The organism is Thiomicrorhabdus hydrogeniphila (genome assembly GCF_054656895.1).
Genome location: NZ_BAAHXL010000001.1, coordinates 1,412,585 through 1,430,807 on the forward strand (window position 1 = coordinate 1,412,585; position 18,223 = coordinate 1,430,807).

An 18,223-nucleotide genomic window follows, 5' to 3' on the forward strand; every position below is an offset into this window, starting at 1 on the left:
ATGTTCTTTTAAACAGAATCAAAAAACTTAAAGAGTATTGCTGTTAAAAAACCGAAGAGGGTAACAAAGCCTATTATAGAACCGCCTTTGGCGTAGGCTTCTGGCAGCATTGTTTCAGCAATAACCGTTAACATAGCGCCTGCGGCTAGGCCACCAATTAAAGCAAAAACGGCTGGTGAAACGCCTTCTAAAAATAAGCTCCCTAATGCAGCTCCTATCCCTGTAAACAACATGATTAAAGTCCAGGCAAGTAACACTTTTTTAAATGAAATACCTTGTTCTCTCATGCTAGCAGAACTGGATAGTGCTTCAGGGTAGTTAGATAAAAATAACCCCGCAATAAGACTCATACTAAGCGCATGGCCTTCTGTAAGGTGTGAACCTATCATTAAAGATTCAGGGATGCCATCTAAAAATATCCCCAGCCAAATGGCTAGATAAGCGGTTTTATGTTGGTTAATATGTTGTGTTATTTCAGTTAATTCAGGCAGTTTGCCAGGCAATAAATGACTGACTGTTTTATTCATCCAAGCTTGTGCTTTATTTTGCGGGATATTTTGTTCGTGTGTTAGATAAAGTTGAATATCATTTGTTTTTAAAAACGTCTGAAACTTAGTATAGATGGGTTCAACTTGTTTAAGTAAATCAATAAAGTCTGATTTATCGAGCACCCAAAAAGAGACATCCGTTTTAGCCAAAGCCGTTGCAATGTGTTTGCCCCCAACCACAAATGCCATCCCACCAAAAAAATCACCAGGTTGTAAATATTCAAACTCTTCTTTTTTTTGTAACGGATTTAAGAGCTCAACGGAACCACTTTCAAGTAAATATAAACGGTTGGCATTGCTGCGGTTACTAAAAAGCGTTTGCCCTGCAGATAAAGTTCGTAGTTGCAGTTTATTTGCAATAAGAGGGTGTATGTCTGTTTCACAATTTGAAAAAAGCTCAAATCGTTGAGTTGCTTTTAAACGCGATAGAGCTAATTCAAAAGTATCTTTAGATTTTGGGGTTTCTGGTAAGGTTTGATTGTTTTTTATCGAGGCAATAATACTTTGTAAATGCTCAGAAATTTGTTCATCTTGCATTTGATGACGTTCTTTTAAATAATGAATAATTTCAATAGATTCTTCATAAAATTGAATAAGAATTTTAGGTAAAACGTCTGTTTTAGAGAGTAAATCATTAAAATCTTCGCGGTCTATTTTCCACAAAGTAACGTTTGTTTTTGCTTGTGCTAGCGTTGCATTAGCTTGGCTTGTAAAAAAAGCCATTCTGCCAAAGCTGTCGGATGTTGTTAATTCAATAAAGGTTTTTAAAAAAAGTTTTGGATCTCGAAGTTTAACTTCACCTTTTAGAATAATATAAAAAGTGTTTTGAATATCGCTGTGGTGATAAATGATTTCATCTTCTACATATTCCACAATACTGAATTTTTGTAATAACATCTGACGTTCAATTTCAGGAAGTTGTTCAAAAAAAGGTAAACGATTTAAAGAATGAATAATTTGTTGATGCTGCTTTTTTTGACGGTTTTTAAAATATTGAATAGCGGTTGCTGTTTTACGTAAAAAGCCACCTTGTTGATTGAGTTGATGGTTAAGCGCTAAGTAGGTAAGGCTACCAATAATGGCGCCAACAGCCGCATAAGGAAACATTTGTGACTCAATTGCTGGGGAGAATAAATCAATAGTCACTGCCGAAAGAAGTGCACCAGCACCAAAAGCCATTAACCAAGCTAAAGCACGGTCGCTGGGTTTCCAAATAAGCGTGGTTAAAGCACCTAAAGGTAAAGAAAGCGCACTTATAATTCCTACTATAAAGGCAAAGTACGCTAGATTTTCTATCTCCACAAACGGTTCCTATGTTTTTATAAGTCTCAAGTAATGCTTTGTGTTATTACGTGAGTGATTTTAAACATAGAGTATGAGCAGGATTGCCTAAAAAAACAACTACAAGCGTTTACTAACTTGATTAATTATATGTGAATGCCCAAAATTTAGCGTTTAGGCACTTAATCGTGTTTAAAAGAGATGAAATGCAATATGGATTAAAAAAGCCCATTTCGATAGTCAGAAAACGCTTGTTCTATCTCTTGTTGAGTATTCATGACAAAAGGGCCACCACGGGCGATAGATTCATGAATAGGCAAAGCCGAGATAAATAAAAATTCAGTATTGTTTTCTAAAGCAGTAATGCTGATTTGTTGAGATGGCACCAGTACGGCAAGTTCACGTGTATTTACCTGGTTTAGTGAGCTTTTATGGTTGCTATTTATGTTAAGCGAACCGGCTATAACATAGATAAAGCTGTTGGCTCTAGGGTCAAGAGGTTCTATAAAATGACTGTTGATGGTATTGATCGTGACATGCATCATTTTAGGTTGAATATACTTATTTATAACAGGGCCCATTGTGCCCATTGATGTCTGTCCTGTAATGACTTTGAGTTGTGTTTGTTCATCACGAACTTCAATCGGGATTTCTTCTGGGCTAAACTCTTGATAATTTGCATTAACCATTTTTGCTTCTTTAGGCAAATTAACCCACAATTGAAAACCTTGTAATAAGCCATGTTCTTGTTCGGGCATTTCAGAGTGTACAATGCCTTTACCTGCGGTCATCCATTGCACACCACCGGGTTCAATGACACCTTCATGTCCGTGATTATCGTGATGGCGCATTTTGCCCGCAAGTAAGTAACTTACGGTTTCAAAACCACGGTGCGGATGCGACGGAAAGCCGCCTAAGTAATCATTTGGTTCAGTAGATTCAAAGTAGTCCAACATTAAAAATGGGTCTAAAAAATAGAGTTCTTGGTTACCAATCATTCGAGTTAAATGAACGCCTGCGCCATCAGACGTAGCAACCCCTTTGGTTTTTTGTGATACATAGGTTTGTTGTGTAGACATAGAATTTTATCCTTGTATTTTTCGTTTTAAAAAAATGGCATGGTTGTCTATAACAGTAAGGGCTTAATTGGTTTTGTTAAAGAGGCTGTTTTTTAAAATAGAGTTCTTATAATGAGAACAAATGGCGGTAGAATACTAAAAAGAGTATGTAGCGGTAGATAGCGACACAAAGGCTTTATTAGAAACAGGTGCTACGTAAAGAATAAGAACGGGGTTAAAGCACGGATTCGCTTTAATTAAGGTTAAATAATAGGATTAATGCAATGGGTCAAATAGAAGACATACAAGTGTTTATAAAAGTGGTAGAGGCTGGTGGGATTAGCCGAGCAGCAGAGCAATTAAATTTGGCTAAATCTGCCGTGAGTCGTAGATTATCAGAGCTTGAAGCACGTTTAAAAACCAAGCTAATTCAACGCACCACCCGCCAATTTAATCTAACGAATGACGGACGATTGTATTACCAAAGGGCGATTGGACTGGTTGACTCTTTAGATGAATTAAATCATTCAATTCTAAAAGATACAGGGGAACTTGAAGGGCAATTAAGCCTTTCATTACCTTTAACATTTGGTTTATTGCATTTAACACCTGTTATAGATAGTTTTTTAAAAAAGCATCCCAAGCTGGTCATGAAGGTAGAATTAACGGACAATCAAGTGAACTTGGTTGAAGATGGCATTGATATCGCATTTAGAATTGGCGCATTGCATGATAGCTCTATTCAGGCAAGAATGATTGTGCCAATAACATTGCAGATTTGCGCCAGTCCTGCCTACCTAGAAAAAAACGGTACACCTAAAACGCTTGAGCAACTTGCTGATTTGGACTTTTTAGAGTATTCCATTGTAAATACTAACGAGTTTCAAGTAACAAACCCTAAAGGTGTTAAAGAAACGTTTGTAGCAAAAAGCCGTTTTAAGTCAAATAATGGTGATTTATTAAAAGCAATGGCGATTGCTGGACACGGGGCTGTTTTATCACCTACTTTTGTCTGTTGGAGAGAGTTGCGATCTGGCGAGTTAGTAAGCATTTTAACCGATTATAAAATTCCAGAAGTACACGCATACGCTGTTTATCAGCAAAATCGATATTTATCGCCAGCGGCACGTAGTTTTATAGATTATTTGGTTGAATGTTTTGCAGGTAAACCAGAATGGGATGACTATTAATGATTTTTATGGTTTATAAGTCGTAAATAACGTGCATTTTACCAGGCCTGGTAAAAACAAAACCCTCAATTAAGAGGGTATTGTTTTGTAGTGTTATTATGTTTATGAGCCGTTTTATTTAAGATACATACTTAGTGTTTAACACTATCATCAAATAAGTTTTGTTGTCCCATTAAGATATCAATTTCTGCTTGCGATAAGTATTCATGTTCATTAGGTTGTTGGCTAGCGACGGCACTTGGTAAGTCAAACTGATGAAATTTAAGTTGGTTTTCATTTAAGCTATCCACAAACTTTTTAAGCGCAATAATAACCTGACCATTTAAATCTCGGTTGGTTTGTTCAAGAATAATTTCGTGAAGTTGGTTTATCCAGTTCATTTGGGTGGCTCGAACAAGTTCTGAATGCGTTTGTAAGTTTCCATTGGCAATGGCATTTTGGTAACCATCGGTTAAATTTTTAATGTCTTCAATAATCATTTCAGCAATTTGAATGGTTTGTTCAGAAGTGGTTTCTAAACGTTGATCAATAAAATCTAAACAAGTTTGTAGTTTTTGCGTCGTATTTTGGTTGGACATGGTTTTCTCCTATGACCCTAAAAACATCTTAAATAGGGTTTGCATTATTGACATTAAATTGACACTTAACGCGAATTTTATTATTTACATGTATCCTATATCAAATGGCGTGCCATAATTTATAAATTACAACTAAAAATAGTTAACTTGTTGAAAATAAATAAAAATGTCTAAACTTCTTAAAGATGAAATTAATTTAAAACACACCAAAAAATTGGCAGTTTTAATCAAAAAACAGTATTTATCATTTGATGATAGTCAATTTGTAAAAGAGGTTTTTTATAACGAATGGCCAAACCTGAGTTTAAAAGAGCGTATTAGGCATATTACGATTACATTAGAAGCCTCTTTAAATTTATCTTATTTAGAAGCCTTAGCCATACTAAAACCCGTTTCGGTTGAATTTTCAGGGTTATTTCATTTTATATTTGCAGATTATGTGGAAGCTTTTGGGCTAAACCACCAAATAGCCTCATTAAACGCCTTAGAATTGTTTACCCAAAATAGTACCGCTGAATTTGCGATAAGAGCCTTTTTACAAAAAGATCCCAAAGCCATAAAACAGAAAATGTTGAAATGGAGTTTAAGTGAAAATCATCATTTAAGGCGTTTAGCCAGCGAAGGGGTTAGACCCAAATTACCTTGGGCAACGCATATAGACTGGATAGCACAACAACCCGACTGGATTAGACCGATTATTGAAAACTTAAAGTTTGATAATAGTCGTTATGTACAAAAAAGTGTGGCCAATTTACTCAACGATTTTTCTAAAACCCAACCAGAATGGTTGTTAGATTTGGCCGATCAGTGGCTGCAATACAAGCGACCAGAAACCAATTGGATTATAAAACATGCGTTAAGAACCTTATTAAAGTCAGCCAATAGCCGGGCCTTGGCTTTAATTGGTTATGGAGAGGTTAATCATCTTCAATTAACTAATTGGTGTTTACCTAAACAGGTTAAAATAGGCCAAAAATTGGCAGGTAAGGTGTTAATAAAGTCCGACCAAACATTGGGTTTATTAAGAATTGAATATGCACTGCACTTTTTACGCGCAACACAAAATCCGTATAAAAAAGTCTTTAAAATCGCAGAATCTCATTATGAGATGACACAAAAAGAATTTGATTTAACACATGATTTTAAACCGCTAACCACACGTAATTATTTACCAGGCCTGCATACAATCGATTTTATTGTTAATGGTCAAGTACTTAAAACAGATTCGTTTGAATTGCTTGAATGAGTCTTGTATTTAAAACAAGTAGGTAAATCAATCTAGTATCTAAATTAGAGTAATGTAAGTGATTTCTATTATTTATCAGAATAATGATTTTGTTGTGGTCGATAAACCTGCAGGATTAAATTTTCATAGTGAAGAATTACCAGGCCTGGTTGTTTTAGTTAAAAACCAATTGGCGCTTGAAGAAATCTATCCCGTACATCGCTTAGATAAAATGACATCTGGAATACTGATTTTAGCAAAGCATAAAGCGGCGGCCCAAGCCTTTCAATTATTGTTTGAAACTCATCAAATTGAAAAATTTTATATTGCTGTTAGTCATCAAAAACCCAAAAAGAAACAGGGTTGGGTAAAAGGGGATATGTTGCCAGCAAGACGTGGTTCTTGGAAGCTAACGAAAACCTATGAAAATCCTGCGATTACGCAATTTATTAGTGAGTCTATTCAACCAGGTGAACGCCTGTTTTTATTAAAACCAAAGACCGGTAAAACACATCAAATACGTGTAGCAATGAAAAGTTTAAGTGCTCCTATTTGTGGTGATGAACGTTATGCAGATAGTATTAAATCGAGCGTAGAAGAGCGTGGTTACTTACATGCTTTTGCTGTACGTTTTACGCTGTTTAATCAGTCTTATCATTTTGTGCTCTTGCCGTGCGATGGCAGCCGATTTACACAACAACGCAGTTTGGATATATTGCAAAACTGGCAAGCGCCGTGGGATTTGTTTAAAAGTTAATTGCTTTTATATTAAAGGTTTAAAAGTAAAAGTTAAAATAATTATAAGTTAAACCGTAACTGGCTGTTATTGGTTTAATGAATGAATGTAAAAAGATTTAGAGAGTCTTATGAGTAAAAAAGAAGCGCCATTTTGGGAGCGAAAAACCTTAGATGAAATGACCCAACAAGAATGGGAATCTTTATGTGATGGTTGTGGTTTATGTTGTTTAACAAAACTACAAGATGATGACACTGATGAGATTGTGTATACACGAATTGTTTGCCCGCTTTCTGATATAGAAACAGGGCAATGTACAGACTATGCTAACCGTTCTGTTAAGGTTCCAACATGTGTGCAATTAACCAAAGAAAGAGTGGCCGAATTTGATTGGTTACCAGATTCTTGCGCCTACAGAATGATATATAGAGGGCAGGGTTTAGCAGATTGGCATCCTTTGGTTTCGCAGAATAAACTTTCTGTTAAAAATGCTGGAGTAGGGTTAACGGCTATTCCTGTTGTTATTGATCATAAAGGCATTGATTATGAAAGTTATTTAATTGAAAAACCATAATAAAATGCTATTTTTATATTGGTTTAATTCTTTTAATTCTTTTAATAAGCAACTCTAAGGTAAAGAGTTTAACTTGTCGCAGAGATTACTTTTTTTATTACGTTAAGTTATGTAGTATGAGGGTAATATTTGAATTTTTGCTTAAAGGTAGAGCATGGAATCTAAAAATTCGCTTTTGGATGAGTTGAAAATACAACATGAACAAAATAAATTGTTGTTGGCCATTATTGATGCAATACCTGATCCTATCGTAGCTAAAAATTGGGATGGCAATTTTATCTTTGCTAATAAATCTTGTGCAGAGTTATATAACACAACACCTGAAAAAATGATTGGCCATGATGATGGTTATTTTATGGGAAACCAAGAACAATCTGATTTTTTTCGTGAAAATGTTCAAAAAATTATGTTATCGGGTGAACCTGAAGTGGTATATGAAGAATCAACCGATGCGAAAACGGGTGAAGTTCGTTACTACAATTCCCATAAAATTCCTTTCAAAGATATTAACCAAAATACCAATATTACGGTAATAGCAAAAGACGTTACCGAAATTACAACATTAAAAATTCGTGCCGAAGAAAACGAAAAACGCCTTAACTATGTTTTAGAAGCGACCCAAGAGGGTATTTGGGATTGGAATATAGAAACAAATGAAGTTTTTCATAATGCTTATTGGGGTAAGTTGGCAGGTATTCAAAATACGATTTTTCATTTTGATGAATTTTTTGACTGTGTGCATCCAGATGATAAGAAAAAAGTAAAAGAAGCCTTAAATCAAGCTTTAAAAGATCGCTTATCTTACAACGTGAGATTTAGACTTGTACACCCTGACGGGAATGTTATTTGGATTCAAGATCGAGGGAAAGTGGTCGAAACGAACCTACAAAATGAACCCATAAGAATGGTTGGTTCTGCTTATGATGTTACAAAAGAAGTTGAAAATACTGAAAAAATAAAACAGTTAGCTTTTTTTGATGCTTTAACAGGCCTACCAAACCGTCGATCTTTGCAAGATAGATTGTTTGATGTTATTACAGAACATGCAAACCATAAAATGTTTGGTTCTCTTTTATTTTTAGATTTAGATAATTTTAAAATGATCAACGACACTCACAGTCATTATATGGGCGATGTGTTGTTGTTAGAGGTGGCTAAACGTATTGAAAAGCAGTTAGATTCAGATGATATGGTTGCTAGATTTGGTGGTGATGAGTTCATTATTATTTTAAACAACCTATCAATGGATTCTGAAACCGCTTCATTCAAAGCTCTTGAAATTGCTCAAAGTATAAAACAAGCTATATCTGAATCGATTATGTTAACCAATGAAAAGCTTGCTGTGACGATTGAGTATGAGGTTGCCACCAGTATTGGTGTTGTGATGTTTCCATTAGATTACGATAATTCTGACGAGCTCTTAAAACTGGCTGACTTAGCGCTATATAAAGCCAAAGATACTGGTCGTAATAATGTCGTTCTATTTAAACAAAGCATGTTTAGTGATTTAGAAAAAACGTCTTTAATGCAACGAAACCTAAAAGAAGCTATTCAAAACGATGCTTTGTACCTATTTTATCAACCGCAATATGATAGCAATTTAACCCTAATAGGTGCTGAAGCCTTGGTTCGATGGTTTGATAAAGCTGGTAATATGATCATGCCAAATGATTTTATCGGCTTAGCTGAAGAATCAGATCTTATTATTCCAATGGGACTTAACTTATTAGAAAAGGCTTGTTTGCAACTTAAACAATGGAGTGAAAACCCTAAATTAAAACACTTGTCCATTGCGGTGAATGTTAGTGCTAAGCAAGTTTGGGATAAAGATTTTGTAGAGAATTTTTCTCATATTATTAAGACTCAATGTGTTGATTCAACGTTGTTAATAATTGAAATTACAGAATCTATTATGGTTAGAAGTATGTCTCAAACGATTAAAAAACTGGTTGAACTTAAAAAGTTGGGTATCAAGATTTCTCTTGATGATTTTGGTACAGGCTACTCATCTTTAAGTTATTTAAAACGGTTACCTGTTGATGAAATTAAGATAGATGCTTCTTTTATAAGAGATATTGTAGAAGATTCTTCTGATTTGATGATGGTGAAATCTATCCTAGATTTAGGGATGAATTTTAATGTTAATGTAATTGCGGAGGGTGTTGAAAACTCGCAACAAATGCAACTTCTTCAAGAAATGAACATGCCACATTATCAAGGTTTTTTACTTAGCAAACCTCTTCCAATTAGTGAGTTTGAAACTTTGGTTCTTACAGAAAATATTTAAAAATTTCACAGAGAGTTAAATATTTTTAACGAAATATATCAGTATCTCAATATGATTATTTACTCACGCTTAACTAAAAAATAATTGGCTAAAAGGGGGCTTTATCCAGTTTTAAGTGAGTTTTATATTTCTATTTCTATGCCTGTTGATACGCTCTTCTCTAAAATCACTTTCCGCATCATAAAGCACATTGCTCATATCCGTTACTTAACGTTTCAATATTAAATACCGGTGTTTTAATTAACGATATAACAACAAATAGGGTTTATTCTACGGATTGTTATCGTTTTTATCATGGCTCATCTTAACTCCCTTACTGTTCCAAACTGGAACACCTATATCTCAATGAATTTTAAATAACGAATCGATAAATTTTAGTAATTAAAAAACGGTTAGGTGCAATTTTTATCGGTCAATATTTTAAATGTAAAAAAAATACATAAAATATTGCATTCTATATTAGTAAGTATTAATATGAATACCGAGTTATTTAATAAAGGTGAAAAAAATGAAGAATCTAATAATTTTAGCAGTTGTTGTCTTTTCTTTTCCTAGTGCGGTTTTAGCGGATACGTGGGCATTTGATGGAAGTGAAAAAATTGAAAAACAGAATAGTCAGAAGGTAGTGGAAACCTATAAAAATCAAAATTTTAGTTGGGCATTTGATTCAGAAACCCCTAAAGTTTATGGTAAAAAATAGAGATTTAAGAGTTAATGAAAAAAACGGGGGTCTGATACCATTATTTTTGTAAGGTATTTAGAAAGTCATCTATCAGCTTTTTTCTTAACTCAAAATTCATTCCTTTATGCGCACTAAGTAAGTTTTTTACTGGTGAAAATACCCCGCCATCAAGTCCATTTGTGGTGGTTGGGATTTGAAGCCGTTTGCGTTTTTGATAAGTAAATATAAATGCTATATTTGTTTTCAAACTTCGATAAGCGGACCTTACTCTGCGATGTTTATAACTCCATCGATTTGAATGCTCATGAAATGTTTTTTCTTTTAAAAATGCTTCGTGTTTTGAAAACCATTCTTCCAACATTTCTTTAAATAAATCTTCGTCAACATATTGAATATATCCAGCGATTTCTTTTAAATCTTTTGCAGGCATTAGCTTGGGATTTTTTGTTAAATAACGTGTAATAGTCGCTTGTATGTGGAATAAACATAATTGAACAGGAATTCCTTCAAACGCTTGAATTAAGCCTCTTCGTCCATCCAGTACGACACCTTTTATATTGAATCCTTGATCCTCTAATTCTTGCTTTAAAACGATGTAATCTTGAATTGTTTCTGTTTGAATATAACGCCAGCAGAGTACCTTAGATGTGATGGCATCTTTAAACACAAGTACGCCAAACTTATCGATGCGTTTACCAAAAAAAGTAGCATCTGCAATGAGGATAATATCTCTTGGAATTGGGGTAGTTTTTGTTGGGGTATATTGTGAAATCCATGACCGAATAGTGGGGATGCTTACTTTGTATTTATCGGCCAAACATTGAAGTGTCTGTCTTTGATAGAAGTATTCCTTAAAGACTTTATCGATGTGTTTTTTAGGCTTTCGTTTGAGCTGGAATTTTGATTGGCAGACGTGACAAAAGTAACGCTGGATACCGTTACGCTTGCCTGCCTTTTTGGTTCTATTTGAGGTGCATTTAGGGCATTTTTTCGCAAACTTTTAAAACTCATTTTAAAAGTTTACCTAAAAACCCTTTATTTTAAACAGGTTACATCTAAAAACAGACCCCTATTTTTTTCATTAACTCAGATTTAATGTGTTTAAAGATAAAAAAAATGAGCAAAAAGGCTGGTGCTTTTTTGCTCATTTTTTATAATGTAAACAAAAAATCTAACGGTTTAATAAAGTGTTAAACCATTAAAAATTTAGTTAACAGATTTTATTGGTGTTCATGTCCACCTTCGCCGTGTGCGTGGCCATGCTCTACTTCTTCAGGTGTTGAATCACGTAAACCAACCACCTCAATTTCAAACGTTAAAGCTTCTCCAGCAAGAGGGTGGTTACCATCTACAGTCACTTGATCATCTTCAATCGCAGTGATTTCAACTGAGTGCATACCTTGTTCAGACTGAGCTTCAAATCGCATACCAACTTCTAACTCTTCAACGCCTTGAAACATTGAGCTTGGTACTGTTTGTACCAAAGCATCTACGCGTTCACCATAAGCTTGTTCAGCAGGAATGTTGGCTGTAAATTTATCACCAACGGCTTTACCTTCAAGTTCAGCTTCTAAGCCAGGTATTAAATTTTGGTGACCATGCAGATAAGCTAAAGGGTTACCATTTGAAGCATCAATTTGCTCACCGTGTTGGTTGGTTAGTGTGTATTCAATTAATGCTACTTTATCTTGTTGAATGCTCATTGCAATTGTCCTAATTATTTAATCTGATGTTAAGTAAACTCATTATTTTGGCGAGTTTATTAAGCTTAAAAGAAAAGATATTCGTTTGAATATATATTTGTTGTTTATCATAACGTCTCATTTTTATTTGTACACGTTTTAGATGGAATAATTAATGAATTTGCGAATATGTCTTGAGTTTTGGTAAAGGAATTATGACGAGGATATTGAAATTTTCTGTTTTTATTGAAGACTTAGCCATTTAATGCTTAAAAAAGGTATTATAAGTCAGTAAATTTTTACTTAATATTGGAGCAAACAGTATGGTGTGGTTGAACGATATGTTGTGGTTAAAAACTTTTCACATATTATTTATGATGTCATGGATGGCGGGTATTTTTTATTTACCGCGTATTTTTGTGCATTTTGTTGAGGGCAAAGAAGCAGGGCAAGATGTGGCTCGTTTGGCGATTATGGCTAAGAAATTATATGGTTTTATGACTATTATGATGATGCTGGCCATTGGTACCGGTATTTGGTTATGGCTTGCTTACTGGCCACTTGCTCAAGGCATGGGTTGGTTACACGCTAAGATTGTTTTTGTATTATTAATGCTGGCTTATCACATGTGGACCAAAAAACGCATGAAAGAAATGCAAGAAGGGCATTTAAACCACAGCGGTGTTTATTACCGTTGGGCAAATGAAATACCTTTATTATTAACCTTTATTATTTTAGTATTGGTTGTACTTAAGCCTTTCTAACCTATTACTTATCAATAAAAAAGCCGTTTTACCAGGCCTGGTAAAACGGCTTTTTTGTTTCTATTTTAAGAATGTACAAACTTAAAAGGTATAGTTTAATCGAACATTAGCACTCATTGCGGTAGAGTCTAACTGAATTGTTTGTGAATCATAGTTAGGGTGTTTAAATAACTGTAGTGAAGGCGTAATATGCCAATGCGAATTTATAGGAATGTGTAGGTAGGTTTCAACCGTTTCCGCTGCTTTTTGTGGGGTGATTAAAGAGTGGGAAAACTGTGTAGAACTATAGCCTATACCTAAGTTCCAAGCATCGGTATTAAACTGGTACGCGGCTGAAAAAAACTGTTTTGCTGAAGAAACCTTAGGGTTGGCGACTCCAAAGCGTGTTTCAAATTGATGTTGTTTAAACTGATAGCCACTGGTTAAATAACCACCATAGTTTGATAGATCATTTTCTTGCGGATCATTTAACGCTTCGTGTTTTCCATTGTGTAGCCAAGCGCCAGTGTTAAAGAAGAAGTTGTCTTTTTTATATTGAAATTCTATGGCACTAAATAGGCCTTTCTCATCATCATTAACTTCAAATAAGCTCGCATAATTTCTGGAATTATTGTCTGCAATACCGTGAGTAGATGAAACAAATAAACGAGCCGATGTGTTTTGACTGGTGGCATATTCAACCGCGCCCCCTAAAACATAATCTGGAAAATCTATTACTGGGTTATTCACTAATGATGGACTAATAAAATTATGATTTTCGTCGTTCATAATTTCGCTACTATCTAAAAAAGAGGTGGCATCAACCAATCCTAACGTCGCATTTAACCGATCAGTAAAGTTATGTCGGTAATTGAATTCAGAAATCTGTATGCGGCCTTCATCACGATTATCTAAAGAAGATCCAGAATCTGAATTACTATCTTGTATTACGTTAGCTATACCATCTGTTATTGGGGTGTTTGAGGCTTCAAGATGAAGATTCCATTCACCATTTTGAGTTGGTTTTATTATCACTAAATCCGCTGATAAAGAGGTGTTTGATTCTAGTTTTGCTGTGTTGGGCTGTTGATGAATAAGATTAACGCTTGCCTCATAACTTATGTCGTTTTCAGCATGAACCACAGGCGGTAAGAGTAGTGCGCTACTACTTATAAATAGAGCGGTATGCAAAATAGAGGGTTTAATTTTGAGGTTTTTATTAGATTTCTTCATGGGCTAATTACTGGTTTCAAAGTTTAATTTTTTATTTATCGATCATTAACCCGTTTTCATGACTTAGGGTATTTGCATGTAGGTTATTTTTGTTTTCTATTGTAGTAAATTAAACAGAGTAAAGTCAATGATAATAGGAATTGTTTTTATTTGTATTAGTAATTGTTTATACATTTTAAAGTTTTATACAATTAGGAACTAATGACAGATGGGTTATAAAGTATGGGGTGTGTTTATTTGAGACTTTGGGTGAAGTTTAAAATAGCTAAATTTCACCAGATTTTTATTGAATAACTAGCTAATAATTTGCTAATAACGTGCTATTTTCTGCATTATTCGCCATAAAATAAAAATTTTATCGCATTTTTTCTAGGTGCTTCACTTGTGAAAAAGCCTCTACTTAAAACATTTTTACTTTTATTAAATAAGGTAAATGACCTTAATTTGAAACAAATATATTGTGTCAAATATTAATAATTTGTTTCTCTGTTCTTTGAATTTGAAAAACAATGGCATGATCCATCTCGAGTTTTATACCAATTTTTGAACCGACGGGGTGGTCGTGATGAGATTGACTCATACACAGTACTTTTTCACCACTTGGTAGTTTTAATGTGAACAAAAAGTGTGAGCCTCTAAAGGCTCGGCTAATGACTTCAAGTTTCCAGTCACTACTATCGTCATGCAAAATATCGTCTGGACGAACCAAAACAGAGACTTGCTCGCCAGCCTGTACACCAAAAGGTAAACGTGCTTTGAGTATGCCAAGTTCTGTATGTACGGCTTGACAATCGCATACTGAACCACTGATTAGTGAGCCTTGACCAATAAAATCAGCAATAAAAGGGTGTTTAGGTTCATGGTACAGACGGTAAGCGGTATCCCACTGCAAAAGTTTGCCACCGTTCATGACGCCTACCGAATCGGCAATAGCAAAGGCTTCGTTTTGATTATGGGTAACCATTAAGGCACTTATACCTTCTGCTTTCAGAATACCTCTTACTTCACGAGCAAGTGATTCTCTAAGGTCGATATCTAGCCCAGAAAATGGTTCATCCATTAATAATAAGCTAGGTTTGGGTGCTAAGGCTCTTGCTAAAGCAATGCGTTGCTGTTGACCACCCGATAATTGGTGAGGGTAACGATTGGCTACATCTGGTAAATCAACCAGTTCTAATAACTGTTGAACGCGTTTCTGTTTGTCTTTGTTGGTACTGTTATTTAACCCAAATGCTATGTTTTCATAGATGGTCATGTGTGGAAATAAGGCGTAATCTTGAAAAACCATGCCTATTTGACGTTTTTCAGTGGTTATATTGTGTGTAGATGTCGATAGGCAGTTTTTACCTAAATGAATTTCACCATCTTCAATATCATGTAAGCCTGCTATTGCTCTAAGCAAGGTGGTTTTTCCGCAGCCACTTGGGCCTAATAGACAGCCAATTTCTTTGTCTTTTAAATGTAAATCAACCCCTTGAATAACAGCTTGATTAGCATGGTTTGCTTTAACTTGAAAGAGAGTAAGTTCAGGCATGTTGGTTTTTTTCCATCAGTTTACTTAAAAATATAACAGGTATTAAGCTGGTTAATACAATTAATAGTGCAGGCAAACCTGCGTCTGCCAAACGTTCATCGGCAGCCATTTCGTAAGCTCTAATGGCTAGAGTATCAAAATTAAAAGGTCGCAATATTAACGTGGTGGGCAGTTCTTTTAACACCTCTACAAACACTAAAATCAATGCCGTAAGTAAACTGCTTTGTAGTAGTGGAATATGAATTCGCTGAAGTAGTTGCCAGTTAGATGCCCCCAGAGTTTTAGCAGAATCATCCATGCTGGGTTTAATTTGCTGCAAACCCGATTCAACAGACTGTAAAGCGACCGATAAAAAACGAATGCTGTAGGCCATAACTAAGGCAAAGAGGGTGCCTGAAAAAATAAGGCCTGTTGATATTTGATAATGATCATAAAAGAAATCATCAATCCATTTATCTAGCCCAGCAAGCGGAATTAAAATGGCAATAGCCAATACTGTACCTGGAATGGCGTATCCAAAATGCGAAAGTTGCACACTTTGTTTAATCCATTTTGAGGGCGATAAACGCTTTGAATAAGCAAGTAATAATGCAATAACTAAGGTGACTATTGCCGTAATTAAAGCTAGCGATAAGCTGTTAAAGATTAGGTTTACAAAGTCGCTGTTAAAGTTGGTTTCGGCCGTGGTAATAGACCAATATAAAAGTTGTAATGACGGAATTAAAAAACCTATAAGAATAGGAAAAAGACAAATAACAAACGCTATTTTAGCTTTATGACCTTGAAGTTTTATAAGGTTGTGTTTTTGCGATGTATTACTATTGGTAAAGTAGCGTTGCTGTTTACGTGACCAGCGTTCAATAGCAATAAGGCTGGCAACAAAAACTAACAATATTAAAGATAGTTGAGCCGCTGTTGTGGTATCGCCCAATCCTGACCAAGTTCGGTAGATACCGGTGGTAAAAGTATCTACGCCAAAGTGTTGCACAGCACCAAAATCAGCTAAGGTTTCCATTAAGGCTAAAGTAACCCCTGCAATAATGGCAGGCCTGGCCATAGGGATAGCAATCATCCAAAAGCTTTTAAGAGGCGATACGCCCAAGGTTTTACTAACGTCTAAAGCTTGTTGGCTTTGAGATCCAAAAGCACTACGACTTAATAGATACACATAGGGGTAAAGCACAAAAGAAAATAGAATAATGGCACCGCCCAGTGTGCGGATTTCTGGAAACCAGTTTGAAATAGATGGGCTAAATATTTCACGCAATAAAGTTTGAACGGGTCCTTCGAACTCTAAAACGCCAGTGTAAGTATAAGCCGTTATGTAGGCAGGCATCGCTAAAGGCAGTAACAGTGCCCACTGAAACCATTTACGCCCCCAAAACTGGTAATGACTGATTAGCCAAGCGGTGGGCACACCTAATAATAAGGTGCCAATACTTACGCCTAACATTAAAAGAATTGAGTTTAGGATATATTCTGGTAACAGCGTATCAATAAGGTGCTGCCAGTTTTCATTGCCAGGCTCAAAAAGAAAAGTGACCAACACCCAAATAGGTGTGGTCATTAATAAAGCAATAACAAATGAAGATAGTAACCAAATACGCGGGGTGTTTTTCATGTATAGATTCTGTTGGTTCCTAAATCGAGGTTTTCTAGTTATAAATAATTAAAAATTACCATTATCGCCAGTTTGCTTTATCCATTAGACGCACTGCTTTTGGGTTGTTAATACCGAGTTGTGACATATTTAAACTATCACTTTTAAAATTACCCCAAGATTTTAATGTGTCGCTGGCTTCAACATTCGCTACAACAGGGTATTCATTATTGCTTTGTGCATACCAATCTTGTGCTTGTTCAGTCAGTAAAAACGTAATCAGTTTATTGGCATTTTTAATGTGTTTAGCCGATTTGGTAATGGCAATACCGCTTACATTGATATGTGTGCCTCTGTCATTTTGATTTGGCCAAAAAATGCCAACTTGTTGTGCTGCTTTAACTTGATCTTGATCTTTGCCGTTAAGCATTTGGCCTAGGTAATAAGTATTAACGATGGCAATATCACATTTACCTGCCGCAACGGCTTTAACTTGATCTCTATCTCCGCCTTTAGGTTTACGAGCAAAGTTTTCTACAAATTTATTAGCCCATTGTTGAGTTTTTTCTTCACCATCAGCAGCAATCATAGAGGCAACCAGTGACTGGTTGTATATATTGGAAGAAGAACGGATACAAATACGATTTTTCCATTTAGGGTCCGCTAGTTCTTCATAGGTAGACAGTTCCGAAGGATTTACTTTGTCTTTTTTATAAACAATTACGCGCGCTCTGGTAGTTAAAGCTAACCACTGGTTATCAATATCTTTTAAATTGGTAGGTACTTTATTTAAAGAGTCTTTAGATATTGCCGCTTGTAATAAACCAAGCTCTTTAGCTCTGTGTAGACGACCAGCATCAGTAGTAATAAAAATATCTGCTGGAGAGCGACGACCTTCAGATTCAAGTTTTTTTACCAAGGCATCCGCTTTACTGGTTATTAGGTTAACTGTTATACCTGTTTCATTAGCAAATTTATCTAATAAAGGTTTAATTAGTTGAGTTTTACGGGCAGAGTATACGTTAACTTCTTCTGCATTAGCTGCGGAAGAATACCCAATAGGAAAAACCATAGCGCTACTTAATATTAAGCTTGATAATAGTTTTGTGTTGAATAATTTCATAGAGTTATTTCCTAAATTTAATATAAAGCGATAGCTTTTAGTCAAAAGTATTAACCATTGTTTAATTACTATTTACAACGTAGTTTAATTGGTTATAATCTAAATGTAAATGATAATGGTTAATATTTAGTATAAAGTGAAATCATTAA

Annotated in this window: 15 protein-coding genes and 1 pseudogene; 7 read left to right on the plus strand and 9 right to left on the minus strand. The window is 35.1% G+C overall.

Going from position 1 to position 18,223, the window contains the following annotated elements; all coding sequences use genetic code 11:
* Positions 1 to 8 precede the first annotated feature (8 nt).
* Both ACYQ0E_RS06365 and ACYQ0E_RS06370 read right to left on the minus strand, forming a co-directional pair.
* On the minus strand, positions 9 to 1,850 hold the full coding sequence (locus ACYQ0E_RS06365) for a cyclic nucleotide-binding domain-containing protein (RefSeq protein ID WP_460187406.1): 1,842 nt from the start codon (positions 1,848 to 1,850) through the stop codon (positions 9 to 11).
* A gap of 197 nt (positions 1,851 to 2,047) precedes the next feature.
* Positions 2,048 to 2,908: a pirin family protein gene (locus tag ACYQ0E_RS06370; RefSeq protein WP_460187407.1), complete on the minus strand. Its 861-nt coding sequence runs from the start codon at positions 2,906 to 2,908 to the stop codon at positions 2,048 to 2,050.
* A gap of 263 nt (positions 2,909 to 3,171) precedes the next feature.
* Here ACYQ0E_RS06370 and ACYQ0E_RS06375 point away from each other — a divergent pair, with 263 nt between their 5' ends.
* Complete coding sequence (locus tag ACYQ0E_RS06375) at positions 3,172 to 4,077, plus strand: LysR family transcriptional regulator (RefSeq protein WP_460187408.1); 906 nt, start codon at positions 3,172 to 3,174, stop codon at positions 4,075 to 4,077.
* A gap of 131 nt (positions 4,078 to 4,208) precedes the next feature.
* On the opposite strand, the gene ACYQ0E_RS06380 is transcribed toward ACYQ0E_RS06375, so the two are convergent.
* On the minus strand, positions 4,209 to 4,655 hold the full coding sequence (locus tag ACYQ0E_RS06380; protein ID WP_460187409.1) for a hypothetical protein: 447 nt from the start codon (positions 4,653 to 4,655) through the stop codon (positions 4,209 to 4,211).
* A 166-nt stretch (positions 4,656 to 4,821) separates the two neighbouring features.
* On the opposite strand from ACYQ0E_RS06380, the gene ACYQ0E_RS06385 reads away from it, so the two are divergent.
* The 5 genes from ACYQ0E_RS06385 (at position 4,822) to ACYQ0E_RS06405 (ending at position 10,177) form a co-directional block, all read left to right on the plus strand.
* A complete protein-coding gene (locus tag ACYQ0E_RS06385) occupies positions 4,822 to 5,901 on the plus strand; it encodes a DNA alkylation repair protein (protein WP_460187410.1) in 1,080 nt (359 codons plus the stop codon).
* A 58-nt stretch (positions 5,902 to 5,959) separates the two neighbouring features.
* Positions 5,960 to 6,637 carry a TIGR01621 family pseudouridine synthase gene (locus ACYQ0E_RS06390; RefSeq protein WP_460187411.1) on the plus strand — a complete coding sequence of 226 codons (678 nt, stop codon included), beginning with the start codon at positions 5,960 to 5,962 and terminating at the stop codon, positions 6,635 to 6,637.
* Positions 6,638 to 6,746: 109 nt separating this feature from the next.
* A complete protein-coding gene (locus tag ACYQ0E_RS06395) occupies positions 6,747 to 7,190 on the plus strand; it encodes a YcgN family cysteine cluster protein (protein WP_460187412.1) in 444 nt (147 codons plus the stop codon).
* Positions 7,191 to 7,344: 154 nt separating this feature from the next.
* Positions 7,345 to 9,477 (plus strand): sensor domain-containing protein, encoded by a 2,133-nt coding sequence (locus ACYQ0E_RS06400; protein ID WP_460187413.1) that lies wholly within the window; start codon positions 7,345 to 7,347, stop codon positions 9,475 to 9,477.
* Between the two features lie 508 nt (positions 9,478 to 9,985).
* Positions 9,986 to 10,177 carry a hypothetical protein gene (locus ACYQ0E_RS06405; RefSeq protein WP_460187414.1) on the plus strand — a complete coding sequence of 64 codons (192 nt, stop codon included), beginning with the start codon at positions 9,986 to 9,988 and terminating at the stop codon, positions 10,175 to 10,177.
* A gap of 40 nt (positions 10,178 to 10,217) precedes the next feature.
* Here the strand turns inward: ACYQ0E_RS06405 and ACYQ0E_RS06410 are convergent.
* Both ACYQ0E_RS06410 and ACYQ0E_RS06415 read right to left on the minus strand, forming a co-directional pair.
* Positions 10,218 to 11,135, minus strand: a pseudogene (locus ACYQ0E_RS06410) (IS256 family transposase, variant Zn-binding type); the annotation flags it as partial.
* Between the two features lie 244 nt (positions 11,136 to 11,379).
* On the minus strand, positions 11,380 to 11,862 hold the full coding sequence (locus ACYQ0E_RS06415; protein ID WP_460187415.1) for an FKBP-type peptidyl-prolyl cis-trans isomerase: 483 nt from the start codon (positions 11,860 to 11,862) through the stop codon (positions 11,380 to 11,382).
* Positions 11,863 to 12,164: 302 nt separating this feature from the next.
* Between ACYQ0E_RS06415 and ACYQ0E_RS06420 the strand changes: the two genes are divergently transcribed.
* Positions 12,165 to 12,605, plus strand: a complete 441-nt coding sequence (locus ACYQ0E_RS06420; protein WP_460187416.1) for a CopD family protein — start codon at positions 12,165 to 12,167, stop codon at positions 12,603 to 12,605.
* An 81-nt stretch (positions 12,606 to 12,686) separates the two neighbouring features.
* On the opposite strand, the gene ACYQ0E_RS06425 is transcribed toward ACYQ0E_RS06420, so the two are convergent.
* The 4 genes from ACYQ0E_RS06425 to ACYQ0E_RS06440 form a co-directional block, all read right to left on the minus strand.
* On the minus strand, positions 12,687 to 13,817 hold the full coding sequence (locus ACYQ0E_RS06425; RefSeq protein WP_460187417.1) for a carbohydrate porin: 1,131 nt from the start codon (positions 13,815 to 13,817) through the stop codon (positions 12,687 to 12,689).
* A 463-nt stretch (positions 13,818 to 14,280) separates the two neighbouring features.
* On the minus strand, positions 14,281 to 15,351 hold the full coding sequence (locus ACYQ0E_RS06430) for an ABC transporter ATP-binding protein (RefSeq protein WP_460187418.1): 1,071 nt from the start codon (positions 15,349 to 15,351) through the stop codon (positions 14,281 to 14,283).
* Positions 15,344 to 16,972 (minus strand): ABC transporter permease, encoded by a 1,629-nt coding sequence (locus ACYQ0E_RS06435; protein WP_460187419.1) that lies wholly within the window; start codon positions 16,970 to 16,972, stop codon positions 15,344 to 15,346. The genes ACYQ0E_RS06430 and ACYQ0E_RS06435 overlap by 8 nt, the downstream gene beginning before the upstream one ends.
* Before the next feature lie 61 nt (positions 16,973 to 17,033).
* Positions 17,034 to 18,074, minus strand: a complete 1,041-nt coding sequence (locus tag ACYQ0E_RS06440) for a Fe(3+) ABC transporter substrate-binding protein (RefSeq protein ID WP_460187420.1) — start codon at positions 18,072 to 18,074, stop codon at positions 17,034 to 17,036.
* Positions 18,075 to 18,223: the final 149 nt, after the last annotated feature.

Bases quoted from the DNA above. Each gene is read 5' to 3' on its own strand.
- ACYQ0E_RS06435 (WP_460187419.1), bottom strand. From the start codon at position 16,972: ATGAAAAACACCCCGCGTATTTGGTTACTATCTTCATTTGTTATTGCT.
- ACYQ0E_RS06395 (WP_460187412.1), top strand. From the start codon at position 6,747: ATGAGTAAAAAAGAAGCGCCATTTTGGGAGCGAAAAACCTTAGATGAA.
- ACYQ0E_RS06425 (WP_460187417.1), bottom strand. From the start codon at position 13,817: ATGAAGAAATCTAATAAAAACCTCAAAATTAAACCCTCTATTTTGCAT.
- ACYQ0E_RS06375 (WP_460187408.1), top strand. From the start codon at position 3,172: ATGGGTCAAATAGAAGACATACAAGTGTTTATAAAAGTGGTAGAGGCT.
- ACYQ0E_RS06420 (WP_460187416.1), top strand. From the start codon at position 12,165: ATGGTGTGGTTGAACGATATGTTGTGGTTAAAAACTTTTCACATATTA.
- ACYQ0E_RS06370 (WP_460187407.1), bottom strand. From the start codon at position 2,908: ATGTCTACACAACAAACCTATGTATCACAAAAAACCAAAGGGGTTGCT.
- ACYQ0E_RS06380 (WP_460187409.1), bottom strand. From the start codon at position 4,655: ATGTCCAACCAAAATACGACGCAAAAACTACAAACTTGTTTAGATTTT.
- ACYQ0E_RS06440 (WP_460187420.1), bottom strand. From the start codon at position 18,074: ATGAAATTATTCAACACAAAACTATTATCAAGCTTAATATTAAGTAGC.
- ACYQ0E_RS06400 (WP_460187413.1), top strand. From the start codon at position 7,345: ATGGAATCTAAAAATTCGCTTTTGGATGAGTTGAAAATACAACATGAA.
- ACYQ0E_RS06405 (WP_460187414.1), top strand. From the start codon at position 9,986: ATGAAGAATCTAATAATTTTAGCAGTTGTTGTCTTTTCTTTTCCTAGT.
- ACYQ0E_RS06385 (WP_460187410.1), top strand. From the start codon at position 4,822: ATGTCTAAACTTCTTAAAGATGAAATTAATTTAAAACACACCAAAAAA.
- ACYQ0E_RS06430 (WP_460187418.1), bottom strand. From the start codon at position 15,351: ATGCCTGAACTTACTCTCTTTCAAGTTAAAGCAAACCATGCTAATCAA.
- ACYQ0E_RS06415 (WP_460187415.1), bottom strand. From the start codon at position 11,862: ATGAGCATTCAACAAGATAAAGTAGCATTAATTGAATACACACTAACC.